The sequence below is a fragment of the Streptomyces sp. 1222.5 genome (genome assembly GCF_900105245.1).
Taxonomy (GTDB): Bacteria; Actinomycetota; Actinomycetes; order Streptomycetales; family Streptomycetaceae; genus Streptomyces; species Streptomyces albidocamelliae.
The window spans coordinates 3,287,745-3,313,077 of record NZ_FNSZ01000001.1 but is presented as its reverse complement, the minus strand read 5'-3'; the positions used below and the strand labels follow the sequence as shown (position 1 = coordinate 3,313,077).

Annotated in this window: 27 protein-coding genes; 16 read left to right on the top strand and 11 right to left on the bottom strand. The window is 72.4% G+C overall.

All coding sequences use genetic code 11. The features are described from left to right. The first annotated feature begins 15 nt into the window (after positions 1–15). Positions 16–1,107, top strand: coding sequence for a bifunctional succinyldiaminopimelate transaminase/glutamate-prephenate aminotransferase (locus tag BLW57_RS14750; RefSeq protein WP_093474969.1), 1,092 nt, complete (start codon positions 16–18; stop codon positions 1,105–1,107). 88 nt (positions 1,108–1,195) lie between these two features. On the opposite strand, the gene BLW57_RS14745 is transcribed toward BLW57_RS14750, so the two are convergent. After that, a complete protein-coding gene (locus tag BLW57_RS14745) occupies positions 1,196–1,642 on the bottom strand; it encodes an ATP-binding protein (protein WP_093474968.1) in 447 nt (148 codons plus the stop codon). A 285-nt stretch (positions 1,643–1,927) separates the two neighbouring features. Next, positions 1,928–2,920: a VldE C-terminal domain-containing protein gene (locus BLW57_RS14740; protein ID WP_176985587.1), complete on the bottom strand. Its 993-nt coding sequence runs from the start codon at positions 2,918–2,920 to the stop codon at positions 1,928–1,930. A 94-nt stretch (positions 2,921–3,014) separates the two neighbouring features. Here BLW57_RS14740 and dapE point away from each other — a divergent pair, with 94 nt between their 5' ends. Both dapE and BLW57_RS14730 read left to right on the top strand, forming a co-directional pair. Continuing rightward, complete coding sequence (dapE, locus tag BLW57_RS14735; protein ID WP_093474965.1) at positions 3,015–4,094, top strand: succinyl-diaminopimelate desuccinylase; 1,080 nt, start codon at positions 3,015–3,017, stop codon at positions 4,092–4,094. A 102-nt stretch (positions 4,095–4,196) separates the two neighbouring features. Next, the gene (locus BLW57_RS14730; RefSeq protein WP_093474963.1) at positions 4,197–4,955 is read left to right on the top strand and encodes an LOG family protein; all 759 of its coding nucleotides are present in this window, start codon (positions 4,197–4,199) and stop codon (positions 4,953–4,955) included. 28 nt (positions 4,956–4,983) lie between these two features. Here BLW57_RS14730 and folP read toward each other — a convergent pair whose 3' ends face one another. Continuing rightward, on the bottom strand, positions 4,984–5,844 hold the full coding sequence (gene folP, locus BLW57_RS14725) for a dihydropteroate synthase (protein WP_093474962.1): 861 nt from the start codon (positions 5,842–5,844) through the stop codon (positions 4,984–4,986). 137 nt (positions 5,845–5,981) lie between these two features. Here folP and BLW57_RS14720 point away from each other — a divergent pair, with 137 nt between their 5' ends. Both BLW57_RS14720 and BLW57_RS14715 read left to right on the top strand, forming a co-directional pair. Continuing rightward, positions 5,982–6,335, top strand: a complete 354-nt coding sequence (locus BLW57_RS14720; protein ID WP_093474960.1) for a DivIVA domain-containing protein — start codon at positions 5,982–5,984, stop codon at positions 6,333–6,335. Continuing rightward, entirely contained in the window at positions 6,332–6,931 is a 600-nt protein-coding gene (locus BLW57_RS14715; RefSeq protein WP_093474959.1) for a DNA-3-methyladenine glycosylase I, read from the top strand. Before BLW57_RS14720 ends, BLW57_RS14715 begins: the two co-directional genes overlap by 4 nt. 21 nt (positions 6,932–6,952) lie before the next feature. Here the strand turns inward: BLW57_RS14715 and BLW57_RS14710 are convergent, their stop codons facing one another. Beyond that, on the bottom strand, positions 6,953–7,756 hold the full coding sequence (locus tag BLW57_RS14710; protein WP_093474957.1) for a 2-cyclohexenylcarbonyl CoA isomerase: 804 nt from the start codon (positions 7,754–7,756) through the stop codon (positions 6,953–6,955). Between the two features lie 371 nt (positions 7,757–8,127). Between BLW57_RS14710 and BLW57_RS14705 the strand changes: the two genes are divergently transcribed. After that, positions 8,128–8,295, top strand: a complete 168-nt coding sequence (locus BLW57_RS14705; RefSeq protein WP_018544333.1) for a DUF3117 domain-containing protein — start codon at positions 8,128–8,130, stop codon at positions 8,293–8,295. Between the two features lie 87 nt (positions 8,296–8,382). Here BLW57_RS14705 and BLW57_RS14700 read toward each other — a convergent pair whose 3' ends face one another. Beyond that, positions 8,383–9,081, bottom strand: coding sequence for an O-methyltransferase (locus BLW57_RS14700; protein WP_073889271.1), 699 nt, complete (start codon positions 9,079–9,081; stop codon positions 8,383–8,385). Positions 9,082–9,315: 234 nt separating this feature from the next. On the opposite strand from BLW57_RS14700, the gene sigE reads away from it, so the two are divergent. The 5 genes from sigE (at position 9,316) to BLW57_RS14675 (ending at position 14,627) form a co-directional block, all read left to right on the top strand. Beyond that, on the top strand, positions 9,316–10,023 hold the full coding sequence (gene sigE / locus BLW57_RS14695; RefSeq protein ID WP_073889272.1) for an RNA polymerase sigma factor SigE: 708 nt from the start codon (positions 9,316–9,318) through the stop codon (positions 10,021–10,023). After that, entirely contained in the window at positions 10,020–11,042 is a 1,023-nt protein-coding gene (locus tag BLW57_RS14690; protein WP_093474956.1) for an anti-sigma factor family protein, read from the top strand. The genes sigE and BLW57_RS14690 overlap by 4 nt, the downstream gene beginning before the upstream one ends. Positions 11,043–11,176: 134 nt before the next feature. Then, complete coding sequence (locus BLW57_RS14685; protein WP_176985586.1) at positions 11,177–13,186, top strand: S1C family serine protease; 2,010 nt, start codon at positions 11,177–11,179, stop codon at positions 13,184–13,186. Between the two features lie 84 nt (positions 13,187–13,270). Beyond that, the gene (locus BLW57_RS14680; protein WP_093474954.1) at positions 13,271–13,702 is read left to right on the top strand and encodes a sec-independent translocase; all 432 of its coding nucleotides are present in this window, start codon (positions 13,271–13,273) and stop codon (positions 13,700–13,702) included. Between the two features lie 259 nt (positions 13,703–13,961). Then, positions 13,962–14,627, top strand: coding sequence for a hypothetical protein (locus tag BLW57_RS14675; protein WP_176985585.1), 666 nt, complete (start codon positions 13,962–13,964; stop codon positions 14,625–14,627). 61 nt (positions 14,628–14,688) lie between these two features. Here BLW57_RS14675 and BLW57_RS14670 read toward each other — a convergent pair whose 3' ends face one another. Genes BLW57_RS14670 through BLW57_RS14660 form a run of 3 tightly spaced genes read right to left on the bottom strand, consistent with a single transcriptional unit; the run spans position 14,689 to position 17,750 of the window. Further along, positions 14,689–15,822 carry an Mrp/NBP35 family ATP-binding protein gene (locus BLW57_RS14670; protein ID WP_093474951.1) on the bottom strand — a complete coding sequence of 378 codons (1,134 nt, stop codon included), beginning with the start codon at positions 15,820–15,822 and terminating at the stop codon, positions 14,689–14,691. Positions 15,823–15,865: 43 nt separating this feature from the next. Further along, positions 15,866–16,471 carry a DUF1003 domain-containing protein gene (locus BLW57_RS14665; protein ID WP_093474950.1) on the bottom strand — a complete coding sequence of 202 codons (606 nt, stop codon included), beginning with the start codon at positions 16,469–16,471 and terminating at the stop codon, positions 15,866–15,868. Beyond that, positions 16,461–17,750 carry a magnesium transporter MgtE N-terminal domain-containing protein gene (locus BLW57_RS14660; protein WP_093474948.1) on the bottom strand — a complete coding sequence of 430 codons (1,290 nt, stop codon included), beginning with the start codon at positions 17,748–17,750 and terminating at the stop codon, positions 16,461–16,463. Before BLW57_RS14660 ends, BLW57_RS14665 begins: the two co-directional genes overlap by 11 nt. A gap of 213 nt (positions 17,751–17,963) precedes the next feature. On the opposite strand from BLW57_RS14660, the gene BLW57_RS14655 reads away from it, so the two are divergent. Continuing rightward, entirely contained in the window at positions 17,964–18,707 is a 744-nt protein-coding gene (locus tag BLW57_RS14655) for a hypothetical protein (RefSeq protein ID WP_093474947.1), read from the top strand. 24 nt (positions 18,708–18,731) lie between these two features. Here the strand turns inward: BLW57_RS14655 and BLW57_RS14650 are convergent, their stop codons facing one another. Next, positions 18,732–19,244, bottom strand: a complete 513-nt coding sequence (locus BLW57_RS14650; RefSeq protein WP_073889282.1) for a hypothetical protein — start codon at positions 19,242–19,244, stop codon at positions 18,732–18,734. 23 nt (positions 19,245–19,267) lie between these two features. After that, positions 19,268–20,392 carry a magnesium and cobalt transport protein CorA gene (locus BLW57_RS14645; RefSeq protein ID WP_093474945.1) on the bottom strand — a complete coding sequence of 375 codons (1,125 nt, stop codon included), beginning with the start codon at positions 20,390–20,392 and terminating at the stop codon, positions 19,268–19,270. Between the two features lie 484 nt (positions 20,393–20,876). Between BLW57_RS14645 and BLW57_RS14640 the strand changes: the two genes are divergently transcribed. Continuing rightward, positions 20,877–21,461: a suppressor of fused domain protein gene (locus BLW57_RS14640; protein WP_093474944.1), complete on the top strand. Its 585-nt coding sequence runs from the start codon at positions 20,877–20,879 to the stop codon at positions 21,459–21,461. A gap of 40 nt (positions 21,462–21,501) precedes the next feature. Here the strand turns inward: BLW57_RS14640 and BLW57_RS14635 are convergent, their stop codons facing one another. Next, the gene (locus BLW57_RS14635; protein ID WP_093474942.1) at positions 21,502–22,725 is read right to left on the bottom strand and encodes an MFS transporter; all 1,224 of its coding nucleotides are present in this window, start codon (positions 22,723–22,725) and stop codon (positions 21,502–21,504) included. A gap of 158 nt (positions 22,726–22,883) precedes the next feature. Here BLW57_RS14635 and BLW57_RS14630 point away from each other — a divergent pair, with 158 nt between their 5' ends. From BLW57_RS14630 to BLW57_RS14620, 3 genes are all read left to right on the top strand, one after another. After that, entirely contained in the window at positions 22,884–23,525 is a 642-nt protein-coding gene (locus BLW57_RS14630; protein ID WP_093474941.1) for a DUF6758 family protein, read from the top strand. 189 nt (positions 23,526–23,714) lie between these two features. Beyond that, positions 23,715–24,572 carry a PHP domain-containing protein gene (locus tag BLW57_RS14625; RefSeq protein WP_093474939.1) on the top strand — a complete coding sequence of 286 codons (858 nt, stop codon included), beginning with the start codon at positions 23,715–23,717 and terminating at the stop codon, positions 24,570–24,572. 133 nt (positions 24,573–24,705) lie between these two features. Then, positions 24,706–25,311 carry a MarC family protein gene (locus BLW57_RS14620; protein WP_093474937.1) on the top strand — a complete coding sequence of 202 codons (606 nt, stop codon included), beginning with the start codon at positions 24,706–24,708 and terminating at the stop codon, positions 25,309–25,311. The last annotated feature ends 22 nt before the right edge of the window (positions 25,312–25,333 follow it).

Below are 25,333 nucleotides of genomic sequence, written 5' to 3'. Positions count from 1 at the left end.
AGTGAGCCACTGACCGTGTCCGCAGTCTCCGACCGCCTTCCCGCGTTCCCCTGGGACAAGCTGGAGCCGTACAAGAAGACCGCCGCGGCCCACCCCGAGGGCATCGTCGACCTCTCCGTCGGCACCCCGGTCGACCCGGTGCCCGAGCTGATCCAGAAGGCCCTGATCGACGCGGCCGACTCCCCGGGCTACCCGACCGTGTGGGGCACCCCCGCGCTGCGCGACGCGATCACCGGCTGGCTGGAGCGCCGGCTGGGCGCCCGTGACGTCACCCACCGGCACGTCCTGCCGGTCGTCGGCTCCAAGGAACTGGTGGCCTGGCTGCCGACCCAGCTGGGCCTCGGCCCCGGCGACAAGGTGGCCTACCCGCGCCTCGCCTACCCGACCTACGAGGTCGGCGCCCGGCTGGCCCGGGCCGGCTACGAGGTCTACGACGACCCGCGCGAGCTGGACCCGGCGGGCCTGAAGCTCCTCTGGCTGAACTCCCCGTCCAACCCCACGGGCAAGGTCCTCTCCAAGGAGGACCTGACCGGCATCGTGGCCTGGGCCCGCGAGCACGGCGTGCTGCTCGTCTCCGACGAGTGCTACCTGGAGCTGGGCTGGGAGGCCGACCCCATCTCGGTCCTGCACCCGGACGTGAACGGCGGCTCCTACGACGGCATCGTCGCCGTCCACTCCCTCTCCAAGCGCTCCAACCTGGCGGGCTACCGCGCGGCCTTCGTCGCCGGCGACCCGGCCGTCCTCGGCCCCCTGCTGGAGATCCGCAAGCACGGCGGCATGATGACCTCAGCGCCGACCCAGGCGGCCGTGGTGGCGGCCCTCGGAGACGACGAACACGTCCGTGTCCAGCGCGAGCGCTACGCGGCCCGCCGGGAGGCCCTGCGGACCGCGCTGCTCGGTCACGGCTTCCGCATCGAGCACAGCGAGGCCAGCCTCTACCTGTGGGCCACCCGCGACGAGTCCTGCTGGGACACCGTCGCCCACCTGGCCGGCCTGGGCATCCTCGTGGCCCCCGGCGACTTCTACGGCGAGGCGGGCCGGAACTTCGTCCGCGTGGCCCTCACGGCGACGGACGAACGGATCCGGGCGGCAGCCGCCCGCCTGTGACACCCCGCGCCGCCGCCGGCGTACACACGGACCAAGGCCGACGGGCCCGGAGGGAACTCCGGGCCCGTCGGCGGTCGTGCGGTGGGAGTCAGCCGCCCAGCGGGAGACCCTTCGTCGGCAGGGACGACGTCGGCAGGGACGACGTCGGCAGGCCGCCCTTGGTCAGCGCGTCCGTCGGCAGGCCGCCCTTCGTCGCACCGGCGGCGGCGTCCCCGAGGACACCCCCCGCGGCCTTCTGCGCCGCGGGCGCCGTCTTCTTCACGGCACCGCCGCCGGTCTTGCGGGCGGCCGGCACGGCCTGCTTGACGGCCTTGCCGCCCGGGTCGCCCACGAGGGAGGAGGCGTTCTGCGCGACACCATCGACGGTGTTGCCCACGTGCGCCCCGTCCAGGGCCGTCAGGCCGCCCAGGTTCGGGGTGGCCGCCGGCAGGTTCGTGGCCGCACCGGCGGAGCCGGCCGCACCGACCCCGGCTGCCGCTCCCGCTGCGACGAGCAGCGCGGCACGGGCGATCCGGCGGGTCAGAGGGAGGGACATGATGCTCCATTCGACGGGAGAGAACGGTCTGTGTCCGGGCTCGTCTCCGCGCTCGGACGCCGTGACTACCGCTCGAAGTCCGCGAAGGTTGCGGACGCCCCAGGTAAAGAATGGATAACGCATCGCATTATCAGGTGTGGATAAAAACGGGCAAACAAGATCCGCCGGACAGCTCGCAGAATCCTTCCGGCCCTGGATTCCCAAGGGCTGCGGAACCCGGACCGCCACCCACGCGAAACGCTCGGCCGACCGGACCCGCACAACCCCGAGGGGTGAGGCACCGCACTACTGTCCGGTGACGATCCGGACCGCCCCCAGGGACTTCTCCGCGCCGGACGTGCCGCCCGGCCGCACCGTCCGCCACTCGTCGCCGTGCAGGCCGGCGGTCCACTCCCGCCCCGCGTACGACACCCGCTCGATGTGCAGCGCCGAGGAGTTGGCGACCGCCCACTGCGCCAGCTGCCAGCCCCGCTGCCGCTCGCCGCGCCCGGCGGCGTCGGCCCGTGTGCCCTCGGCCACCGGAACCGTCACCGTCCGCCCGTGCGCGGTCGCGGTCACACTCGGCGAGGGGGACGGCGACGGCACGGGCGTACCGCCCACCACCGCACCGGTCTCCTGGAGCGCGTCCCGTCCGAAGTCCCGTACCAGCGCGGCCCGTACCGCGTCCGGACCGGTCGCCTCGGCCGTGCGCTCCGGGCGCCCGTCGCAGGTCAGTGTGGCCGCGGCCTGCCCGGTCAGCGCCGCCGCGAGCAGCGTGGCGTCCGGCTCGTGCTTCGCGTACGCCTCCGGGTAGCCGCTGCGCTGCACCCGCTGCGCGGCCACCGTCAGCGGCAGGCCCGTGTAGTCCGGCACCTTCGCCAGGTGCGCGTAGAAGATGCCCGCCGCGTAGGTGGGGTCCATGATCTGCCCCTCGGTGCCCCAGCCCTGCGAGGGGCGCTGCTGGAACAGACCCAGCGAATCCCGGTCGCCGTGCTCGACGTTGCGCAGCTCCGACTCCTGCAGAGCGGTCGCGAGGGCGATCGTCACCGCCCGCCGGGGCATCCCGCGCCCGGTGCCGACCGCGGCGATCGTCGCCGCGTTCATCGCCTGCTCCGGAGTGAACTCGTACGACGCCCCGTCACCGGACGCCGACACCACGGTGCAGCCGCGCGCCGCGCCGCCCCCGGTGACGTACTGCACCACGAGGTAGGCGACGACGCCGCACAGGACCAACAGGGCCGCCAGGGAACGCAGGAGGCGGCCGCGACGCTTGGGACGGGTGGGAGACGGCTCTGGCACGCGTACAAGGTACTGGAGCCCCCCGGGGGCCCGGCCGTGGGTCCGAAAAGCGCGGCGGGCGGGACCGCGGGGGTGGCGCGCTAGGGTCGGGACCATGGCCGACACCTCGCTTGACCTCTCGCTCGACGCCGCCCGGCTCACCGCGCAGCTCGTGGACTTCCGCTCCGAGAGCGGTACCGAGAAGCCGCTCGCGGACGCGATCGAGACCGCCCTGCGCGCCCTTCCGCACCTCACGGTCGACCGCCACGGCAACAACGTGATCGCCCGCACCCACCTGGGCCGCGCCGAGCGCGTGATCCTGGCCGGCCACATCGACACCGTCCCGATCGCGGACAACGTGCCCTCCCGCCTCGACGAGGACGGCGTGTTGTGGGGCTGCGGCACCTGCGACATGAAGGCGGGCGTGGCGGTGCAGCTGCGCATCGCGGCCACGGTCCCGGCCCCCAACCGCGACCTCACGTTCGTCTTCTACGACAACGAGGAGGTCGCCGCGGACCTCAACGGCCTCAAGCACGTGGCCGAGGCGCACCCGGAGTGGCTGGCCGGCGACTTCGCGGTCCTGCTGGAGCCCTCCGACGGCGAGGTCGAGGGCGGCTGCCAGGGCACCCTGCGGGTGCTGCTGCGGACCACGGGCGAGCGGGCCCACTCGGCGCGCGGCTGGATGGGCTCCAACGCCATCCACGCGGCGGCCCCCATCCTGGCCAGGCTGGCCTCCTACGAGCCCCGCTACCCGGTCATCGACGGCCTGGAGTACCGCGAGGGGCTGAACGCGGTGGGTATCGGCGGCGGCGTCGCCGGCAACGTCATCCCCGACGAGTGCGTGGTCACGGTCAACTTCCGCTACGCCCCCGACCGCACCGAGGAGGAGGCGATCGCCCACGTCCGCGAGGTGTTCGCGGACTGCGGCGTCGAGGAGTTCGTCGTCGACGACCACAGCGGCGGCGCGCTGCCCGGCCTCTCCCACCCGGCCGCGGCGGCCTTCATCGAGGCGGTCGGCGGCACCCCGCAGCCGAAGTACGGCTGGACGGACGTCTCACGCTTCTCCGCGCTCGGCATCCCCGCGGTGAACTACGGACCGGGCAATCCGCACCTGGCCCACAAGCGTGACGAGCGCGTGGCCACCGGGAAGATCCTGGCGGGCGAGGAGCGCCTGCGGGACTGGCTCACCGCGTAGCGCGGCGGGCCCGGCCGCGCGCCGGACACGCGCACTTCCCCCCTCTGTAACCCGAGTAGATCTAGGCTGAGCTCGAACCACCGGCAAGCGGAGGGAGCGCACATGGCGACCGGAGACCCCCACGGGAAGAAGCAGCCGCCGGACGAGCAGCGGCTCGGACCGGTCCTCCGACGGCGTGGCCAGGTGACGGCCAGCACCACGGACCAGCGGCTGCTGGACGCGGGTGGGCCCTCGGACTGGGTCCACACCGACCCCTGGCGGGTCCTTCGCATCCAGTCGGAGTTCATCGAAGGCTTCGGCACCCTCACCGAACTCCCGCCGGCCATCAGCGTGTTCGGCTCCGCCCGGACCCCGGTCGACTCGGCGGAGTACGACGCGGGCGTCCGGCTCGGCCGGGGGCTGGCGGAGGCCGGCTGGGCGGTGATCACGGGCGGCGGCCCGGGCGCGATGGAGGCGGCCAACAGAGGCGCGTGCGAGGCGGGCGGCACCTCGGTGGGGCTCGGTATCGAACTGCCCTTCGAGCAGGGGCTGAACTCCTACGTCGACATCGGGCTGAACTTCCGCTACTTCTTCGTCCGCAAGATGATGTTCGTGAAGTACGCGCAGGGGTTCGTGGTCCTCCCGGGCGGCCTCGGCACCCTGGACGAGCTCTTCGAGGCCCTCACCCTGGTCCAGACCCAGAAGGTCACACGCTTCCCGATCGTCCTGTTCGGCAGCGAGTACTGGGGCGGCCTGGTGTCCTGGCTGCGCGACACGGTGATCGCGCAGGGCAAGGCCGCGGAGAAGGACCTGCTGCTCTTCCACGTGACGGACGACGTGCAGGAGGCGGTGGCCCTGGTCTCGAAGGAGGCGGCCCGCTAGCGCCGCCCCCGGCCGGAGCCCCCGGCGGTCAGGCCAGGCCCCGCCTGGCCACCGCCGGGATCCGGTGGCCGGCGATGGACGCCACCATGTCCAGCACCTGCCGGGTCTCGGCCACCTCGTGCACCCGGTACACCTGCGCCCCGAGCCATGCGGACACGGCGGTCGTCGCGAGCGTACCGATCAGCCGCTCCTTCACCGGCCGGTCCAGCGACTCGCCGACGAAGTCCTTGTTGGACAGGGACACCAGCACCGGCCACCCGGTGCCGACCATCTCGTCCAGCCGCCGCGTCGCCTCCAGGCTGTGCCGGGTGTTCTTCCCGAAGTCGTGCCCGGGGTCGATGAGCACCGACTCCCGCGGCACCCCCAGCGACACGGCGCGCTCGGCCAGCCCCACGGTCACCCGCAGGATGTCGGCCACGACGTCGTCGTAGGACACCCGGTGCGGGCGGGTCCGCGGCCGCGCACCCCCGGCGTGCGTGCACACCAGCCCCACGCGGTGGCGCGCCGCGACCTCCGCGAGCGCCGGGTCGATCCCGCCCCACGCGTCGTTCAGCAGGTCCGCGCCCGCCTCGCACACCGCCTCGGCGACCTCGGCCCGCCAGGTGTCCACGCTGATGACCACGTCGGGGAAGCGGCGCCGCACCTCCGCGACGAAGCCCACCGTCCGGCGCGCCTCCTCCTCGGCCGTGACCTCCTCGCCCGGCCCGGCCTTCACCCCGCCGATGTCGATGATCGCGGCGCCCTCGGCCACCGCCTGCTCGACGCGCGCGAGGGCCGGCTCGTCGCGGAACGTGGCCCCCCGGTCGTAGAAGGAGTCCGGCGTCCGGTTCACGATCGCCATGATCACCGGCTCGTGGGGCCCGAATTCCCGCTTGCCCAGCCTGAGCATCCGCTGTGACCTCTCCTAGTGCGTCCCGCAGTACGGCCGCCTGTGACCCTAACCGTCAGACTCGCATGGCACGATCGGACCCTGACAGTTACGACGTCCGGCACAGCGTCCGGCACAGAGCGTGGGGACCCCTGGCAATGGTGATGTTCTTGTTCCTGGTCGTCGCGCTGGCCGTCGTGGTCGCCGCGGTGACACTCGCGGTGCTGGGCGGCGGGGAGAGCGGCCCGCTGCCCGAGGCGGCCCCGGAGCGGCTGCGCGACCCGCTGCCGGCGGACCGCCCGGTGGGGCGCGCGGACGTGGAGAGCCTGCGCTTCCCGGTGGCCCCGCGCGGCTACCGAATGTCCGACGTCGACGACGCGCTGGGCCGTCTCGCCGCCGAGCTCGCCGAGCGGGACGCCCGGATCGCCGACCTGGAGTCCGCGCTGGCCGGGGCGCGGGCCGCCGTCGCGCACACCCGCCTGGACAAGCCGGGACCGGAGGACCGGCGATGAGCGCCGGGGACGCCGTGGCCGGGCCGGACGGAGCCCTGCGCTGCCCGTGGGCCCTGTCCACCGACGACTACGTGTCGTACCACGACGAGGAGTGGGGCCGCCCGGTCCACGGCGACGACGCGCTCTTCGAACGGCTCAGCCTGGAGGCCTTCCAGTCGGGCCTGTCCTGGATCACGATCCTGCGCCGCCGCCCGGGCTTCCGCGCGGCCTTCGCCGGCTTCCGCATCGAGAAGGTCGCCGCGTTCACCGACACCGACCGCGAGCGCCTGCTGGCCGACCCGGGCATCATCCGCAACCGCGCGAAGGTCGACGCGACGCTGGCCAACGCGCGCGTGCTCGCCGACTGGGCGGAGGGCGAGCTGGACGCGCTGATCTGGTCCCACGCCCCGGAGCCGGCCGGCCGCCCCGCCCCGAAGACCCTCGCCGACGTCCCCGCGGTCACCCCGGAGTCGACGGCCCTGTCGAAGGCCCTGAAGAAGCGGGGCCTGAGATTCGTCGGCCCGACGACGGCGTACGCGCTCATGCAGGCCTGCGGACTGGTGAACGACCACCTGGAGACATGCGTGGCGCGGGTGTCCGGCCCGTCCGGTGGCTGAGGACGGGCCGGCCGGGGACCGTCAGCGGCCCAGGTACTTCGGCTTCTCCTTGTTCACGAACGCCTGCACGGCGATCGCGTGGTCCTCGGACGCACCGGCGCGCGTCTGGAGCTCGTCCTCCTTCTCCAGCGTCTCCGCCAGGGAGTGCGTCAGCCCGTAGGCCACCGCCTCCTTGATCGCCGCGTACGCCACCGTCGGCCCCTCGGCCAGCGCCCGCGCCGTCCGCTCCGCCTCGGCGCGCAGCTCGGCGGCGGGGACGACCCGGTTGGCGATCCCCAGCTCCAGCGCGTCCTGCGCGCTGATGCTGCGCGGGAAGAGCAGCAGGTCGGCGGCGCGGCTCGGGCCGATCACCCGGGGCAGCGTCCAGGAGATGCCGGAGTCGGCGGTCAGGGCCACGCCCGCGAACGACGTGTTGAAGGACGCGGTGTCCGCCACGACGCGGTGGTCCGCGGCGAGCGCGAAACCGAATCCGGCGCCGGCCGCGACGCCGTTGACCGCGGCGACCACCGGCTTGGGCGCCCCGGCGAGGGCCCGCACGATCGGGTTGTAGTGGTCCTTGACCGTGTTCATCGTGTGCCTGGTCCCGGCCTCCCGGTCGCTGACGAGCAGCCCGATGTGCTCCTTGAGGTCCTGGCCCACGCAGAAGGCCCGCTCCCCGGCCGCGGTGAGCAGGATCGCCCGTACGGCCGTGTCCCCGGCCGCGGATTCCGCCGCCTCCCGGAGAGCGGACTTGGTCGCGATGTTCAGCGCGTTCATCGCTTCGGGGCGGTTCAGCGTGATCGTCGCGAGTCCGTCGCTCACCTCGTAGAGCACGGTGTCGGCCATGGCGCATCCCCTCCGGTCGCGGCTGGTGACGTACCGCTCGGTACGCCCCTGTCTGAGGACAGCATGGCGGAGATCGGCGGCCGGGGGTCGGAGCGGACGTGTGACCTGCGTCAAAGAAATCCGGAGCGGAGCCGGCGGATAAAGGTCCGTGCGGTGGCGCAGTATCGCAGCCACATCGCCGAATTGGGTGGTTTTGCTCGCGCGCGTTGCCCAAGCGATGCCGACTGATGTTGGTCATCGGGTCCTGCGATGCGGGATAATGGCTGGGAAGCAATGTGTTCGATGCCGGTGTCGCGTGTCCGCTTCGGACCGCGGGGGCCCTGCCTGGGCCGGCGGTAGACGTGAGCTGGGTTTCAGGAAGGGGAACGAGCATGGCGGCCATGAAGCCGCGGACGGGTGATGGCCCGCTCGAGGTGACCAAGGAGGGGCGGGGCATCGTCATGCGCGTTCCGCTCGAAGGCGGCGGTCGACTCGTCGTCGAGCTGACCCCTGACGAGGCCGAGGCGCTCGGCGACGCCCTCAAGAAGGTCGTCGTCTGACGACCCAGCGCTCTTGACCTTCCGGCTGCCCCGGCATCGTACGCGGTGTCGGGGCAGCCGCGTTCCGCGAGCCCCGCGCCCGGCGGGTCACCGCTTGACGGCGCACAGCAGCCCGTCGCCCACCGGCAGCAGCGACGGGATCAGCTCCCCGCTCTCGCGCACCGCGCGCAGCAGTTCCCGCAGCCGCAGGACCTCCGTGGGCTGCGGTCCCGAGTCGACGGTACGGCCGTTGGCGAAGACCCCCTCGAAGACCACCAGGCCGCCGTGCCGCAGCAGGCGCAACGATTCAGCGAGGTAGTCGAGGTACTCCAGCCGGTCCCCGTCGCAGAAGACCAGGTCGTAGCCGGCGTCCGCGAGCCGGGGCAGTACCTCCAGCGCGCGGCCGGGGATGAAGCGGGCCCGGTTGCTGGCGAAGCCGCAGGCGCGGAAGGCCTGCCGGGCGAACTGCTGGTGCTCCGGCTCCGGGTCCACCGTGGTGAGCACCCCGTCCGGACGCATGCCGTGCAGCAGATGGATTCCGGACACCCCGCAGCCGGTGCCGATCTCGGCGACCGCCTTCGCGTCCACGGAGGCGGCGAGCAGTCGCAGCGCGGCGCCCGCGCCGGGCGACACCGAGCGCAGCCCTGCCTCGCGGGCCCGGTCGCGGGCCCAGCGCAGCGCTTCGTCCTCGGCGACAAAGGCGTCGGCGAACGCCCAGCTCGTCTGCCGGTTGGCGGTAATGACCCTCTCCCGTCCCCGTGGTTGCCTGGGCGTGACTGTATCCGTTGGCCTCGGGAACCCGCAGATGAGGCCGGACGTTTAGAGGGTTGAGCCGGTGGCTCGGGACGCGACGGGGGGTAAGAGGTGGATCAGGACGCCGAGCAACTGCTGACGCAGCCGTATGAGCCGTATCAGCGTGTATCAAATTCTCGTAAAACCGCTTATCCGGAGCTAACGGGCGAGGTGGCTATGGTAGGGGCTCCACTGGACACCACCAGAGCCGACAGGGGAGGTGCGGCTACGCCTGGGGATCGGGGCGGAGTGCTACGGCGCTTCCTCGGATCGGCGGGCAGGCCGAAATCCGTGACCGACACCGCTGCTGACAGCCGCGCCGCCGCCGCAGGCGACGCCCAGACCGCGACCTTCTCCACCGACGCGGACGGGCAGGCGTGGACTCCGCCCACGTGGGACGAGATCGTCAGTACGCACAGCGCCCGCGTCTACCGCCTGGCCTACCGTCTGACGGGCAATCAGCACGACGCCGAGGACCTCACGCAGGAGGTCTTCGTCCGTGTCTTCCGCTCCCTCTCGACCTACTCGCCGGGCACCTTCGAGGGCTGGCTGCACCGCATCACCACGAACCTCTTCCTGGACATGGTCCGGCGCAAGCAGCGCATCCGCTTCGACGCCCTCGGCGACGACGCGGCCGAGCGCCTGCCCAGCCGCGAACCCACCCCGCAACAGCTCTTCAACGACGCGCACTTCGACGCCGACGTCCAGCAGGCACTCGACACCCTGGCGCCGGAGTTCCGCGCCGCGGTCGTCCTGTGCGACATCGAGGGACTGTCCTACGAGGAGATCGCCGCGACCCTCGGCGTCAAGCTCGGCACGGTCCGCTCCCGTATCCACCGCGGGCGCTCGCAGCTCCGCAAGGCCCTCGCGCACCGCTCCCCGGAGGCCCGCGCGGCCGAGCGGCGCTCCTTCATGGCCCGTGTCCCCGCTCTGGGGGGAGGGGGCGCGACCGCGTGAGTGGATCTCGACCGAAACCTGTCGAGGAGGCACACCTCGCAGAGCAGCACCTGGGAGACCGGCTCTCCGCCCTGGTGGACGGAGAGCTCGGTCACGAGACGCGTGAGCGCGTCCTCGCGCACCTGGCCACCTGCGCCCGTTGCAGGGCGGAGGCGGACGCACAGCGCCGACTGAAGAACGTGTTCGCGGAGGCGGCCCCGCCTCCGCTCTCGGAGAGCTTCCTGGCACGGCTCCAGGGCCTTCCCGGAGGAGGTGACCTCGACGGCGGCGGCACGCCGCCGCCCGGGGGAGGACTTCTCGGCGGGGCCCCGGGCACCGGGACCCCGGGAGTCTTCGGAGTGAGCCGTGGCGAGCGCTTCGCGTTCGGGTACGTCCCGGCCCGCCCCGGCCACGCCGCCACCGTCCCGGAGGAGCGAGGCTTCCGCATACATCCCGTCGGCCGCCCGGACGACGGCCGCTCCGCCTCGCGCGGGATGCGGTTCGCGGTCGCCGCCGCCGGTGCGGTCTCGCTGGCCGCGGTCGCCCTCGGCGGCGTGACCAACGCCCTTCCCGGCGACCTGACCGGAGAGGCCCGCGGCTCCGGCACCGGCAGCAACGTCGTGCCCGCGCGCTCGGCGGGCACGGGTACGGGGACAGGCAGTGGTGCCGGGGCGGCCACGCCCGACACCCAGCGCCGTCGTGCGGTCGGACCGCTGCTCGCGCCGGCCCCGGGCAGCGGGCAGCTCGGCCGGACGCCGGCGGCGCCGACCGCCATGTCCGCCCCCCTGGTGCCCGGAGTGGCCTCCCCGGCCGCGGGGCAGGACCAGGGCGATCTGGTGCGCGGCCTGACCACGCCGGTGATGGCCGGTGCGGCAGCCGTGTCCCCGCTCATACGCCCGCTGGACAAGACGGTGGCCCTCCCGCTCACCGACTGGTCCACGATTCCCGGCGCCACCGGCTCCGATCTCCTGTCCGCCCCCGTCCCCGACAACGCCTCCGTCCCCTCGGTGTCTCCCGCCACACCTCAGCGAACCCCCTGACCGGCCCCTGCGCCACGGCCCGCGAACCTGGTTGAATCCGGTGAGGGCCGTGCCCGCGGCGATGACCCGGGGGCGCAGTCGACTTTCCGCGGCCGCCGTGCGAGCGTGCGGTCGCGGCCAGCCGTGGGGAGAGCATGAACGAGGGGAACCGTGTCCCGCCGGAGCCGGATCCGGCGGGAGCGGCGGGGACGACGCCGGCCGACTTCGAGTCGGTCCGTCCGGCGACCACGCCCGAGATCGCGGCCGAGGGCACCGGGGACTTCGAACTGGCGCGTCCCGTGCGGGTCCCGGCGGACGCCGGCGCGCCCGCCGGGGAATCCGCCTGGTCGGCGGCCGCCGACCGGCCCAGGCCGCTGCACGACCCCGACCCCTACAGCACCCCTCCGTACGGCGAGCCCGGCCCATGGGCCCCGGCACCGCCGGTACAACACCCCTCGACCACCCCGGCGCAGGGCACGGCCGTCCTTCCGCCGGGTATGGCCGCGGCGATGCCTGCGGCTCCCGCGTCGGTGCCGGTTGCGCCTGAACCGGTGCAGGGCGCGGCCGTCCTTCCGCCGGGTATGCCCGCGGCTCCCGCGCCGGTGCCGGTTGCGCCCGAACCGGCGCAGGGCACGGCCGTCCTTCCGCCCGGCATGGCCGCGGCGCCGCCGCCGGCTTCCGCGCCAGGGCTGGTTGCGCCCGAACCGGCTCCCGGCACGGCCGTCCTTCCGTCCGGCCTTCCCGCGACGACACCGTCGGCTTCCGCGCCAGGGCCGGGGGCTTCGGAAACGGCACACGACACCGCCGTACCCGCGCCCAGGGGCGCCGCTTGCGCGCCACTCGCTCCCGTGTCGCCTGCGCCCGCCTCCGTGGCGCCCGAGGCGGCGCACGCCGCAGCCGTACCCGCTCCCGGTGCCTCGGTGCCGGAGCCGGAGGGGCAGGGGCCCTGGGGGCGGTACGACCCCTGGGCCGCCGGTGCGCCCGAGGAGCAGCCGGCCGGGAACGGGCCGCTGCAGCAGACCGGTGCCGCCGTGGCGACGGTCGGGCAGCGGCGCCGACGGGCCAGGCGGCTGGCGGTGGGGTGGACGCTGCTGGTCGCCTGTGTCTCCGCGGCCGTCGGCGGCGTCGCGGGCGCGTACGTCGAGCGCGAGGGACTGGGCGGCGAGGTGCACCTGCCGCAGGCCGGGAGCGTGCCCGCCGGACGCGCGCCGGACAGCGTGGCCGGGATCGCCGCCCGTGCCCTGCCCAGCGTCGTCACCCTGCACGTCACCGGCGCCGACGAGGCGGGTACCGGCACCGGCTTCGTGCTCGACGGCCAGGGGCACATCCTCACCAACAACCACGTCGTCGAGCCCGCCGGATCCGGCGGCGAGATATCCGTGACGTTCAGCACCGGCGACACCGTCAAGGCCAAGGTCGTCGGCCGTGACAGCGGCTACGACCTCGCCGTGGTCCAGGTGCACGGCGTGCACGGCCTCACCCCGCTGCCCCTCGGCAACTCCGACGACGTCCGGGTCGGCGATCCCGTCGTCGCCATCGGCGCCCCCTTCGACCTGGCCAACACCGTGACCTCCGGCATCATCAGCGCCAAGGAGCGGCCCATCACGGCCGGCGGCGAGAAGGGCGACGGCAGCGACGTCAGCTACGTCGACGCCCTCCAGACCGACGCGCCCATCAATCCGGGCAACTCCGGCGGCCCGCTGCTCGACTCCCGGGCCCGGGTCGTCGGCATCAACTCCGCCATCCGCTCCGCCGGCAGCGGCTCCGGGTCGGGCGACGGCCAGGCCGGCTCCATCGGACTCGGCTTCGCCATCCCCGTGAACCAGGCCAGGCGGGTCGCCGAGGAGCTGATCAACGACGGCCGGGCCACCCACCCGGTGATCGGCGTCACCCTCGACATGGGCTACACGGGTGACGGCGCCCGCATCGACGACAAGAGCGCGGGCGGCGGCCCCGCCGTCATCAAGGGCGGCCCCGGCGAACGGGCGGGTCTCGAGGGCGGCGACGTCATCACCGAGGTCGGCGGGGAGCGCGTCCACAGCGGCGAGGAGCTGATCGTGAAGATCCGCGCCCACCGCCCCGGCGACCGGCTGCGCCTGACGGTCGAACGCGGGGGGACCGACCGGGAGGTCTCACTCGTGCTGGGCGCCTCGGAGCAGAACTGACAGAAGTCTCACCTCGGGACGGTACCGGTCGGACGGGAACGCCGGGTACCGTTGAGCGACCGAGGACATCGCAAGGAGCGTCAGGTGTTCAATGACATAGGGCCACTCGAGCTGGTGACGATCGTCGTGCTCGCCGTGCTCGTCTTCGGTCCGGACAAGCTCCCGAAGGTCATTCAGGACGTCACGCGCACGATCCGGAAGATCCGCGAGTTCTCGGAGAGCGCCAAGGACGACATCCGCACCGAACTGGGCCCGGAGTTCAAGGACTTCGAGTTCGAGGACCTCAACCCCAAGACGTTCATCCGCAAGCAGCTGGACAACGAGGACCTCGGGCTGAAGGAGATCCGCAACGGCTTCGACCTGAAGAAGGAGATGGCCGAGGTCACGGATGCCGTCAACAGCCGGGACAACGGGTCCGCGGGCTCTTCCTCCTCGGGTGGGCGTATCGACATGACCAAGAAGCCCGAGGAACCCGGCGAGGACCACCGGCCCCCCTTCGACGCGGACGCCACCTGACCCCCGCCTCCTCCCGCCCTTCCGCGCCCGCGTGTCGACACGCGGGCGTCGGCGTATCCCGCGCACGTGACGCGTTTCATAGCGCGCACCCGTCGCACACGGCCTGATCAGGCCGTTCGCCCGACCCGCGCCTCCAGCACCTGCCCTGCGGCCCGCACAGGTGTGGATATGCTGCCGAGTTGTTGTGCGGACCGGACGCGTACGCCCGAAGGGGGGCGGGCCACGCCGGTCCGACGAGAGCGAGGAGGCGTCCGGGCAGATGGAGACGACGAGTCGGGTGGGCGCGCAGACGCCGGCCGCGGAGGGCGGACAGCAGCTCCCCTCCGCCCGGCGTACGGTCGACGGTTACCTGCTGGCGCCCTTCCCGTGGTACGGCCTCGACGAGGCGTTCACCGGGCCGCGCTGGCTGATGCAGGTGGGTACGGCGGCCGACGGCGCCGTGGAGCACGGTTCGATCGGGCACGGTGACGAGCCCTCGGTGCGGGGTGAGGCCCTCGCGGCCGGTGAGACCCGGGAGAAGTTCGCGGTCGTGGTCACCGTCGCCGAGCATCCGTCCCGCAGGAGCGCGGACGGCACGGGGCTGCTGGAGGCGACCTCGGTGTCCTCGGCGGCATGGCTGGCCGGGGTGGGACTGCTGTCCTTCACCTGGCCGGGGCAGATGGACCACACCCTGCGGGACGACTGGCTGGACCAGCAGACGGAGACCGCCTGGGCGCTGGCCGACGATCTGGACGGCTCCGAGTGGTCCACGCTCTCGCTGCCGGTGGACGGGGTGGCGGTGCCGTTCCACTATCGGGAGTCGGAGTTCGGCTGGGTGCTCGCCGGTACGACCGGGGCGGGCGTGCACCTGGGGGCGTACGGGCGGGGGATGAGCGCGTACGGGCTCGGCTTCGCCGTGGTGAAGGACGTCGCCGCCTACGCATGACGAAGGGGGCGCCGGCGGTACGCGGCGCCCCCTTCGCCGTACGGCGTTCGAGTGCGGTGCCTCAGAACTTGTTCTTCGGCGTGAGCCCGAGGGACAGCCCCGACAGGCCCCGCTGACGGCCCCCCAGCTTTCCGGCGATCGCGCGCAGCGCCGAACCCGCCGGGGAGTCCGGGTCGGTCAGCACGACCGGCTTGCCCTCGTCGCCGCCCTCGCGGAGGCGGACGTCGATCGGGATGCTGCCGAGGACCGGGACCGTCGCACCCGTGGTGCGGGTCAGGCCGTCGGCCACCATCTGGCCGCCGCCGGTGCCGAACACGTCGACCATCTCGCCGCAGTGCGGGCAGGGCAGGCCGGACATGTTCTCGACCACGCCGACGATCTTCTGGTGGGTCTGCACGGCGATGGAGCCGGCCCGCTCGGCCACCTCGGCCGCCGCCTGCTGAGGCGTCGTCACGACCAGGATCTCGGCGTTCGGGACCAGCTGGGCGACCGAGATCGCGATGTCACCGGTGCCCGGCGGCAGGTCCAGCAGCAGGACGTCCAGGTCGCCCCAGTAGACGTCGGCGAGGAACTGCTGGAGCGCGCGGTGCAGCATCGGGCCGCGCCAGACGACCGGGGCGTTGCCCGGGGTGAACATGCCGATGGAGATGACCTTCACGCCGTTCGCCGACGGCGGCATGATCATGTTCTCGACCTGGGTGGGGCGGCCGTCCGCGCCCAGCATGCGCGGTACCGAGTGGCCGTAGATGTCGGCGTCGACGACACCGACCTTCAGCCCGTCGGCCGCCATCGCCGCCGCCAGGTTCACGGTCACCGAGGACTTGCCGACGCCGCCCTTGCCGGAGGCGACCGCGTAGACGCGGGTGAGGCTGCCCGGCTTGGCGAAGGGCACCTCGCGCTCGGCCTGGCCGCCGCGCAGGGCGGTCGCCAGCTCCTTGCGCTGCTCGTCGCTCATCACGTCGAGGGTGACGTCGACCCGGGTGACGCCCTCGACGCGGGAGACCGCCTCCGTGACGCGCTGGGTGATGGTGTCGCGCATGGGGCAGCCGGAGACCGTCAGGTACACGGTGACCGCGACCGCTCCGTCCGCGCCGATCTCCACCGATTTGACCATCCCGAGTTCGGTGATGGGTCGGTTGATCTCGGGGTCGTTCACCGTCGCCAGTGCCTCGCGCACCGCGTCTTCCGTAGCCATAAGGACGATGGTACGGCGCCCCGAGGGCACTGCGGGTAGCCCTTCAGCGGTCGTCTGCGTCACGTCCCGGCGACCGTTCTGCCCGCTCTGCCGGGAATACGACATGCCCGTCGTGCCGCCTTCGTTCCTCCAGCTCCTTGACCACGTCCTGGAGCTCCGAGCGGATCCAGTCGCGGGTGGCCACCTCGCCCAGGCCCATTCGCAGCGCGGCCACCTCTCTGGTCAGGTACTCGGTGTCGGCGATGGACCGCTCGTTCTGCGTGCGGTCCTGCTCCAGATTGACCCGGTCGCGGTCGTCCTGCCGGTTCTGGGCGAGCAGGATCAGCGGGGCCGCGTAGGAGGCCTGCAGGGACAGCATCAGCGTCAGGAAGATGAACGGGTACGGGTCGAAGCGCAGGTGCCCCGGCGCTGCGATGTTCCACACCACCCAGGCGATGATGACGACCGTCATCCAGACGATGAAGCGTCCCGTGCCCAGGAAGCGGGCGATCCGCTCCGACAGGCGTCCGAAGGCCTCCGGGTCCCATTCGGGCAGGAACCGGCGCCGGGGCGGGCGCGGCTGGTCCAGGCGCGGCGCACGGGGCCGGGGCGCTGCCGTGGCACCCGCCGGGCTGCGCTCGCGTGTCGCGCTGTCGCGCTCAGGAGCCATGAGCGGCGGCCCCCTCTCCCTCGTCCAGGTGGAACTCCGTCTCCCGCCAGTCGTCGGGCAGCATGTGGTCGAGCACGTCGTCCACGGTGACCGCGCCGAGCAGCGACCCGGACTCGTCCACCACGGGCGCGGCCACCATGTCGTACGTGGCGAAGAACCCGGCGATGATCGGCAGGGTGGCGTCGGGGGCGAGAGGTTGCAGATCGTCGTCCACGAGCGAGCTGACCAGTGTGTACGGGGGGTCGCGCAGCAGCCGCTGGAAGTGCACGGTGCCCAGGTACTTGCCGGTCGGTGTCTCATCGGGCGGGCGGCACACGTAGACCTGGGCGGCGAGGGCCGGGGAGAGGTCCTGGTTGCGGACCCGGGCGAGCGCGTCGGCGACCGTGGCGTCCGGGCGCAGCACGATCGGCTCCGTCGTCATCAGACCGCCCGCGGTGTGCTCCTCGTACGACATCAGGCGCCGCATGTCGGCCGCGTCGGCGGGCTGCATCAGACTCAGCAGCCGCTCCTTGTCCTCCTCGGGCAGCTCGGAGAGCAGGTCGGCCGCGTCGTCGGGGTCCATCGCCTCCAGGACGTCCGCCGCGCGCTCCTCCTTCAGCTTGCCGAGGATCTCGATCTGGTCGTCCTCGGGGAGCTCCTCCAGCACGTCGGCGAGCCGGTCGTCGTCCAGTGCGGCGGCGACCTCGGCGCGCCGCTTGGGCGACAGGTGGTGCAGGACGTTGGCCAGGTCGGCGGGGCGCAGCTGCTCGAAGGTGGCGAGCAGGCTCTCCGCGCCCTGCCCGTGCTCCTCCAGGGAGAACCCGGTGACGGCCGACCACTCCACGGTGAGCGTCTCGCCCTTGGCGCGCCGGAAGGCACTGCCCTTCCTGCCCTTGCGGACGAAGACGCGGTCGACCTCCCAGTCCCGGCGCGCGGGCAGCTGCTGCACGGACACGTCGAGGACGGTGACCTCCTCGCCGGTCTCCGTCAGCGTCACGCGCCGGTCCAGCAGCTCGCCGAAGACCAGCCGCTCGGTGGGCCGCTGCTCGAAGCGGCGGAAGTTGACGACACCGGTGGTGATGACCTGGCCGGACTCGATACCGGTCACCCGGGTCATCGGCAGGAAGATACGGCGCCGGGTGGACAGCTCGACGACCAGTCCGAGGATCCGCGGGGGACGCCGCCCGACGCGCAGCATGACGACCAGATCGCGTACGCGGCCCACCTGGTCGCCGGCCGGATCGAAGACGGGGACCCCGGCGATGTGCGAGACGAAGATCCGGGGGGCGCCGGCTGCCATGGCTCTGCTTCCTTTGCCTGGGAATCGCTGGGGGAGTGGTGGTCGATGCGTGGGAATTGCTCGGATTTGCCCGCTCGGGTGCGCTTCAGGCTAGCCCGTACCGGTCGGGTACGCCCTGGTGTGCGGTCCGGACGGACTGGCTCCGCCGGGCGGCCGGGGCACCGGTACGCTGCGGTACGCCGCTCAGGAACCGTCAGAAAGGCAGCGCCATCTGTGACTGCGACTCCCCGGGGCCGTGCCCGCCGGACCGTGCTGGCGACCGCGACCTGCGCACTCGCCGTGACGGGAGCGATGGTGCTGTCCGGGTGCGGCGGCGGTGACGACCCGGACGCGGGGACGAACGGCGTGGGCAAGCTGCCCGCCGAGAAGATCCAGGCGAAGTCCCGGGCGGCGGCCGACGCTGCACCGGCGGTCCGGCTGTCCGGGACCGTGGTCACCAGCGGGCGCACGTACCGGCTGGACATGCAGCTGAAGGCCGACGGCGGTACCGGGTCGGTGACCGCGCAGGGCGCCACCTTCAAGCTGCTGCGCGTGGGCGAGCAGCTGTATCTGAAGGCCGACGCCGACTTCTGGCACCACGCCGACGCCGACGGCGCCACCGGAAAGCTGGACGGCAAGTACGTGAAGGTCCCGCAGGGGGACCCCGCGTACAAGAAGTTCAGCGGCTTCACGGACAAGGCTGTCCTCCTCGACGGTCTGCTGACGCTGCACGGCAAGCTGGCCACGGACGGCCACCACACCGATCAGTCGGGTACCCCCACCATCCGTGTCACCGGCGACAAGGGGTCCGGCGGCACGCTGGACGTCTCCCTGGAGGGCAGGCCGTATCCGCTCCGTCTGGTGCGGGCGGGCGACGCGGGCACACTCCGTTTCTCCGACTGGGGCAAGGACTTCGAGGTCACTAAGCCTGCCAAGTCCGCGACCGTGGACTACGGCAGGCAGCTTCCGACGTCCTAGCGGTACGGACGGAGCGGCCGGGCGTCACTTCTTCCGGCGCCTGGCGAGGAGCTTGGGCAGCCCCGCGGGCATCGGCATCCGCGTCGTCGCGGGCGACGGCACGGGACGTTCCGCCAGGCTGCCGTCGGGCAGCGGCTCCACGAGCCCCGACGGCACCAGGCGCAGCACCCGGCACTCGCGGGCCCAGCGGCCCGGCATCTCCTCGCCGTCGGGCGCGTTCAGGCGTTTGCCCTTCAGCTCGGCGACGGCCGCCTCCCACTCCTCGGAGCCGGGGGCGAGCTCGGAGACGGTCGCGGGGAACGTCGCCAGCCGGCCGCCCTTGTCCTTGCTGCGGACGGTCAGCTCGGCCGAGCCGCCGTCCACGAGCGCGGGCAGCGGCTGCTCACCGGGACCGTCCCCGATCACGCACACCGCGCCCTCGTGCCACACGTGCCACAGCGCACGCGCGGCCGGGGCACCGGCGCCCCGGACCCAGATGAGGCCGGACTTCTTGGAGGCCTCCTCGATGAGGGCCCGGTCGAGCAGCTCGCTTGTCATGCGCCCAGCCTATCCACGCCCGCTCACAGCCAGCCGTTGCGCTTGAGCGTGCGGTGGATGCCCAGACACAGGACGACCGTGACGCCCATGATCACCGGGTAGCCGTACCTCCAGTGCAGCTCGGGCATGTGCTCGAAGTTCATGCCGTACACCCCGCAGACCATCGTCGGTACGGCGATGATCGCGGCCCAGGCGGTGATCTTGCGCATGTCCTCGTTCTGCGCGACGGAGGCCTGCGCCAGGTTGGCCTGGAGGATGGAGTTGAGCAGTTCGTCGAAGCCCAGCACCTGCTCCTGGACCCGGGCCAGGTGGTCGGCGACGTCCCGGAAGTACTTCTGGATGTCTGGGTCGACCAGCCGCATCGGACGCTCGCTCAGCAGCTGCATGGGCCGCAGCAGCGGCGCCACCGCCCGCTTGAACTCCAGCACCTCACGCTTGAGTTGGTAGATCCGCGCCGAGTCCACACCGCGCGAGACACCGCCCCTGCGGCCCGGCGAGAAGACCTCGGTCTCCACCTCGTCGATGTCGTCCTGCACCGCGTCGGCGACCGCGATGTAGCCGTCCACGACGTGGTCGGCGATGGCGTGCAGGACGGCCGAGGGGCCCTTCGCGAGCAGTTCGGGGTCGTCCTGGAGGCGGTGGCGCAGCGCCCTGAGCGAGCCCTGGCCGCCGTGCCGGACGGTGATGAAGAAGTCCCGGCCGGTGAAGCACATGACCTCGCCGGTCTCGACGACCTCGCTGTTGGCCGTGAGCCGGTCGTGCTCGACGTAGTGGATGGTCTTGAAGACCGTGAACAGCGAGTCGTCGTAGCGCTCCAGCTTCGGCCGCTGGTGCGCCTGCACCGCGTCCTCGACGGCCAGCGGGTGCAGCCCGAACTCGCTCGCGATACCGGAGAATTCACCCTCGGTCGGCTCGTGCAGCCCGATCCACACGAAGCCGCCGTCGCGGCGCACCTGCCGCATCGCCTCCTGCGGGGTCAGCGGCTTGTCGCTCGCCACGCGGGCGCCGTCCCGGTAGACGGCGCAGTCCACGACCGCCGAGGGCGTGCCGGGGTCGCGGGTGGTGTCGTAGGAGGCGCCGGCGTCCTTGCGCAGCGAGACACGGGAGGACGGGCGGACCACGGCACGCAGGTCGCGAATCATCGACATGGGCAGGCTCCTTCGCGGGCGGGCAGCGACAGTGCGCGCGGCGACGGGTGGAACTACCCGGAATGGGGACGTCCTGACAACGCATGTTTGGCACGTCCGCAAAGCGGGGAGCACCGCACCGTCGCGGTGGCGACTTCGCTACTGATGCAGAACTGATTCAGATCGGGCGGATCAGGCGATCAGACGGATCAGGCAAAGCGAAACGAAGTGCTCTTCCGAACGGTGACGCGCACAGGAAGGCGGCAGCCGGCAACCAGCCAGGAGTTACATCAAAGGCAGGAAGAGCGAGTGGTACTGCACGGTCGACTTCGATCCATGACAGCCCCACCTCCTCCGGCCGGTCCCTCGTAAGGGAGTCTCGTCGGCGTCGGGACTTGATAGCGACGCTTCTGCGTGCTGCCCCGAACCACCGGCTCAGAGTACCAGCCGCCCATACTGTCAAGGCGCCGCTTTGCCCGCAGCTGGCGAGTTCTATGCTCACCGCATGGTTGATGTTCTTCCTCTGGTCGAGGCACGGTTGAACACCGCGCTGGGCGAACCGGACGCGCGCGCCGCGGTCACCTTCCTCGGCACGGACCGCATCGAGGTGCTCCGGTTCCAGGAGGGGGACGTCCTCCGTTACGCCACCCTCGGCATGTCCGCCCACCCCATGACGGACCCCACGGCGATGCTCGCCGACCCGGTCAAGGGTCCCCGTGCCGAGCTGGTCCTGTCCGTCCGCGCGGGCGTCGCCGACACCGACCCGGTCCTGCGTCCGCTCGCCGTCCTCGCCGCGTCCCCGCAGGTGGAGGGTCTGGTGGTGACTCCGGGCGCCTCCCTGGACGTCGGTGAGCCGCTGTGGCCCGGCGCCCCGTTCACCTCGGTCCTGGTGGGCGAGCCCGGCGGTCTCGTGGAGGATCTGGCCCTCGACGATCCGCTGGACCCCGTACGGTTCCTGCCGCTGCTGCCGATGACCCCCAACGAGGCCGCCTGGAAGCGGGTTCACGGCGCCCAGGCCCTCCACGAGCGCTGGCTCGCGCACGGGACGGACCTGAGGGACCCCGCCCGCAGATCCGTCCCGCTGGACTGAGCCGGAGTGAGCAAGCTCACCAAAGCCTGCTCCTCGGTGGTCAGTTGGCGAAGACGCCGACCCCGTCCTGCGAGGCGTGCCGCGGTGCCTGCTCCTCGGCCTCGAGAGTGAGGGCCCGGCGCCGGACGAGGACCACGACCGCGCCCAGGGCCGCCGTCACCGCCGCGACGACGAACGGCATGTGGACGTCCGTCCACTCCTCGATCTTCGGCGCGAACCAGGGGGCGGCGGCCGCCGCGAACCAGCGGACGAAGTTGTAGCCCGCGCTCGCCACCGGGCGAGGGGCGTCCGACACGCCGAGGGCGAGTTCGGTGTAGACGGTGTTGTTCACGCCGATGAACGCACCGGACAGGACCGTGCAGACGACGGCCGTGGTGTGGTCGCCGTAGCCGAGCACGAGGACGTCCGCCGCGAGCAGCACCAGCGAGCCGCCGAGCACCTTGAGCGAGCCGAACCGCTCCTGCATGCGCGGGGCCACGATCACCGAGAAGACGGCGAGCAGCAGGCCCCAGGCGAAGAACACCGCGCCCGAGCGGTACGGGGACATGTCCAGCACGAACGGCGTGAAGGCCAGCACGGTGAAGAACGTGTAGTTGTAGAAGAACGCCGACACCGCCGCCGAGGCCAGGCCGCCGTGGCCGAGCGCCTTGAGGGGGTCCAGCAGCGAGGTCCTGCGGGCCGGCTCGGGCTGCTCCTTCAGGAACGCCGTGATGCACAGGAAGCCGATCGCCATCAGCGTGGCCGTGCCGAAGAAGGGGTAGCGCCAGCTGATGTTGCCGAGGACCGCGCCGAGCAGGGGGCCGCAGGCCATGCCGAGGCCCAGGGCGGACTCGTAGAGCAGGATCGCCGCGGCGCTGCCGCCCGCCGCCGCGCCGACGATCACCGCGAGGGCGGTCGAGACGAACAGCGCGTTGCCGAGGCCCCAGCCCGCCCGGAAGCCGACGAGCTGGCCGACCGAGCCGGAGGTGCCGGCCAGGCCCGCGAAGACGACCACGAAGGCGAGCCCCAGCAGCAGGGTCCTGCGGCCGCCGATGCGGCTGGAGACGAAGCCGGTCAGCAGCATCGCGATCGCGGTGATCAGGAAGTACGAGGTGAAGAGCAGGGACACCTGCCCGGCGGTGGCGTCGAGGCCCCGCGCGATGGACGGCAGGATCGGGTCGACGAGGCCGATGCCCATGAAGGCGACGACGGAGGCGCCGGCCGTGGCCCAGACGGCCTTGGGCTGTCGCAGGATGCTCCCGGCTCCCGCGTCGAGGGGGTCCATGTGCTTCTCCCGTCCCAGGCGGATAGTTGGTTTATGCACACAGTAAGTTAGCCGCTCTAATAAATGCAAGCTACATCTATGTGTGTCGCGGTCGCCGTTCCGTCCGGACGGGTGATCGTCCTTGACGTGGGCGGGCCGGGGTAGGACCGTGGAGCCCTATGAGGGGCGAACCCAGTTGCCCGAGGTGCGGTGGCCGGGTCAGGGCTCCCGGTCTCTTCGCCGATACGTGGCAGTGCGATGTGCACGGCGCGGTGTATCCGCTGCAGCCCGTGATCCCGCCCAGCGTCGAGGCTCTGAACGTGGTGGTGCACCGCACGCAGGTGCCGGTGTGGATGCCCTGGCCGCTGCCGGTCGGCTGGCTGTTCACCGGTGTGGGCTACGCGGGTGACGACCGCAGCGGCGGCCGCGCGACCGCCGTCGCGTGCTCGGGTCCCGGCCCGCTCGGCGGCCCCGGCGAGCTGATCCTCGTCGCCGAGGAACTCGGCGTCGGTCTCGGCGCGCGCTACGCGGGCATCGACGGACCGGACCCGGGGTCGTACATGAACGTGGAGAAGCCGCCCCAGGTCAAGGTCCTGGCCGCCGGCCGCCCGACCCCGCTCTGGCACGTCTACCGCACCCCCGACGACCGCGCCGTCTTCGCGGGCGAGGCGCTCGGCATGTGGCTGTGGGCGGTGATGTGGCCCGAGCAGGCCGGGCTGCTCATGTACGACGAGCTGGTGCTGACCGACCTGCGGGACGCGGGCGCGGAGCTGGACCTGGTGCCGTGCGGGGCGTTGTCGCCGCGCCTGCTCCGGCCGTAGCGCCCCGGGGCGGTGGACCGGGCCGTTCGGGGGAGGGCGCGGGTGTCCCCGTGGTCGCACGCGTTGTTCCCCACGCCTCTGAGCGGGTTTCGGTAGGGGGTGACAGGCGGTTGCGGGTGTGACAGGCGGGCGGGAAAACACCGCTATCCTTAGGTGTCCCGTCCGTCCCGTCCCCTGTCTGGAGTCACCGTGCGCGTCGATCTGCACTGTCACTCCACGGCCTCCGACGGCACGGACACGCCGGCCGAGCTGGTGCGCAACGCCGCCGCCGCCGGACTGGACGTCGTCGCGCTGACCGACCACGACACCACCCGCGGGTACGGCGAGGCGATCGCCGCGCTGCCCGCGGGGCTCACCCTGGTCACCGGCGCCGAGCTGTCGTGCCGGATCGACGGCGTCTCGATGCACCTGCTGGCCTACCTCTTCGACCCCGAGGAGCCCGCCCTGCTCGCCGAGCGCGAGCTGGTCCGGGACGACCGGGTGCCGCGGGCCCGGGGCATGGTCTCCCGGCTGAACGCGCTGGGCGTGCCCGTCACCTGGGAGCAGGTCGAGCGGATCGCCGCCGGCGGTTCCGTGGGGCGCCCGCACGTCGCCACCGCCCTGGTCGAGCTGGGCGTCGTGGCGACGGTGAGCGACGCGTTCACCGAGGAGTGGCTCGCCGACGGCGGCCGGGCTTACGTGCCGAAGCACGAGACCGACCCCTTCGAGGCGATCCGGCTGGTCAAGGGCGCGGGCGGGGTGACCGTCTTCGCGCATCCGGCCGCCGTCAAACGCGGCCGCACGGTCCCCGAGTCGGCGATCGCCGAGATGGCCGCCGCCGGTCTCGACGGCATCGAGGTCGACCACATGGACCACGACGCCGACGCCCGGACCCGGCTGCGGGCCCTCGCCGACGAGCTGGGCCTGCTGGTCACGGGTTCCTCGGACTACCACGGCAGCCGCAAGACGGTGTCGCTCGGCGCCTTCACGACCGACCCCGAGGTCTACGGGGAGATCACCCGGCGCGCGACCGGAGCGTTCCCGGTCCCGGGAACCGGCGGAATCTGACCGCCCGGCGCCCACGATCCGGCGCCACCCTCCTCACCCTTCCCCAGTACGTCCGTAGTACGGCCGCCGTGCCCGCCTGTCCGCCTCGCCGGACGGGTGCCGCCGGCGGCGGCTCTCTCCTGCAAGGCACACCATGTTCGACATCGCCGTCTTCGGCTCCCTGTTCCTGACCCTCTTCGTCATCATGGATCCCCCCGGGATCACCCCGATCTTCCTCGCCCTGACCGCGGGCCGTCCGGCCAAGGTGCAGAAGCGCATGGCCTTCCAGGCGGTGTGCGTGGCGTTCGGTGTCATCGCCACGTTCGGCGTCCTGGGCCATCAGATCCTCGACTACCTGCACGTCTCCGTCCCCGCGCTGATGATCGCGGGCGGTCTGCTGCTCCTGCTGATCGCGCTGGACCTGCTCACCGGCAAGACCGACGAGCCGAAGCAGACCAAGGACGTGAACGTGGCGCTCGTACCGCTGGGCATGCCGCTGCTCGCGGGCCCCGGCGCCATCGTGTCCGTGATCCTGGCCGTGCAGAAGGCCGGCAGTGTCGCCACGCAGGTCTCGGTGTGGTCCGCGATCCTCGCGATCCACGTCGTGCTGTGGCTGGTGATGCGTTACTCGCTGCTGATCATCCGGGTCATCAAGGACGGCGGCGTCGTCCTGGTGACGCGGCTCGCGGGCATGATGCTCTCCGCGATCGCGGTGCAGCAGATCATCAACGGAATCACTCAGGTCATCCGGGGGAGCTGACCCTTCGCCCGGTTCGGCTCCC

Bases quoted from the DNA above. Each gene is read 5' to 3' on its own strand.
- BLW57_RS14745 (WP_093474968.1), bottom strand. From the start codon at position 1,642: ATGTCCCTCCCTCTGACCCGCCGGATCGCCCGTGCCGCGCTGCTCGTC.
- dapE (WP_093474965.1), top strand. From the start codon at position 3,015: ATGGCCGACACCTCGCTTGACCTCTCGCTCGACGCCGCCCGGCTCACC.
- BLW57_RS14730 (WP_093474963.1), top strand. From the start codon at position 4,197: ATGGCGACCGGAGACCCCCACGGGAAGAAGCAGCCGCCGGACGAGCAG.
- folP (WP_093474962.1), bottom strand. From the start codon at position 5,844: ATGCTCAGGCTGGGCAAGCGGGAATTCGGGCCCCACGAGCCGGTGATC.
- BLW57_RS14720 (WP_093474960.1), top strand. From the start codon at position 5,982: ATGGTGATGTTCTTGTTCCTGGTCGTCGCGCTGGCCGTCGTGGTCGCC.
- BLW57_RS14715 (WP_093474959.1), top strand. From the start codon at position 6,332: ATGAGCGCCGGGGACGCCGTGGCCGGGCCGGACGGAGCCCTGCGCTGC.
- BLW57_RS14710 (WP_093474957.1), bottom strand. From the start codon at position 7,756: ATGGCCGACACCGTGCTCTACGAGGTGAGCGACGGACTCGCGACGATC.
- BLW57_RS14705 (WP_018544333.1), top strand. From the start codon at position 8,128: ATGGCGGCCATGAAGCCGCGGACGGGTGATGGCCCGCTCGAGGTGACC.
- BLW57_RS14685 (WP_176985586.1), top strand. From the start codon at position 11,177: ATGAACGAGGGGAACCGTGTCCCGCCGGAGCCGGATCCGGCGGGAGCG.
- BLW57_RS14675 (WP_176985585.1), top strand. From the start codon at position 13,962: ATGGAGACGACGAGTCGGGTGGGCGCGCAGACGCCGGCCGCGGAGGGC.
- BLW57_RS14670 (WP_093474951.1), bottom strand. From the start codon at position 15,822: ATGGCTACGGAAGACGCGGTGCGCGAGGCACTGGCGACGGTGAACGAC.
- BLW57_RS14665 (WP_093474950.1), bottom strand. From the start codon at position 16,471: ATGGCTCCTGAGCGCGACAGCGCGACACGCGAGCGCAGCCCGGCGGGT.
- BLW57_RS14660 (WP_093474948.1), bottom strand. From the start codon at position 17,750: ATGGCAGCCGGCGCCCCCCGGATCTTCGTCTCGCACATCGCCGGGGTC.
- BLW57_RS14650 (WP_073889282.1), bottom strand. From the start codon at position 19,244: ATGACAAGCGAGCTGCTCGACCGGGCCCTCATCGAGGAGGCCTCCAAG.
- BLW57_RS14645 (WP_093474945.1), bottom strand. From the start codon at position 20,392: ATGTCGATGATTCGCGACCTGCGTGCCGTGGTCCGCCCGTCCTCCCGT.
- BLW57_RS14640 (WP_093474944.1), top strand. From the start codon at position 20,877: ATGGTTGATGTTCTTCCTCTGGTCGAGGCACGGTTGAACACCGCGCTG.
- BLW57_RS14635 (WP_093474942.1), bottom strand. From the start codon at position 22,725: ATGGACCCCCTCGACGCGGGAGCCGGGAGCATCCTGCGACAGCCCAAG.
- BLW57_RS14630 (WP_093474941.1), top strand. From the start codon at position 22,884: ATGAGGGGCGAACCCAGTTGCCCGAGGTGCGGTGGCCGGGTCAGGGCT.
- BLW57_RS14620 (WP_093474937.1), top strand. From the start codon at position 24,706: ATGTTCGACATCGCCGTCTTCGGCTCCCTGTTCCTGACCCTCTTCGTC.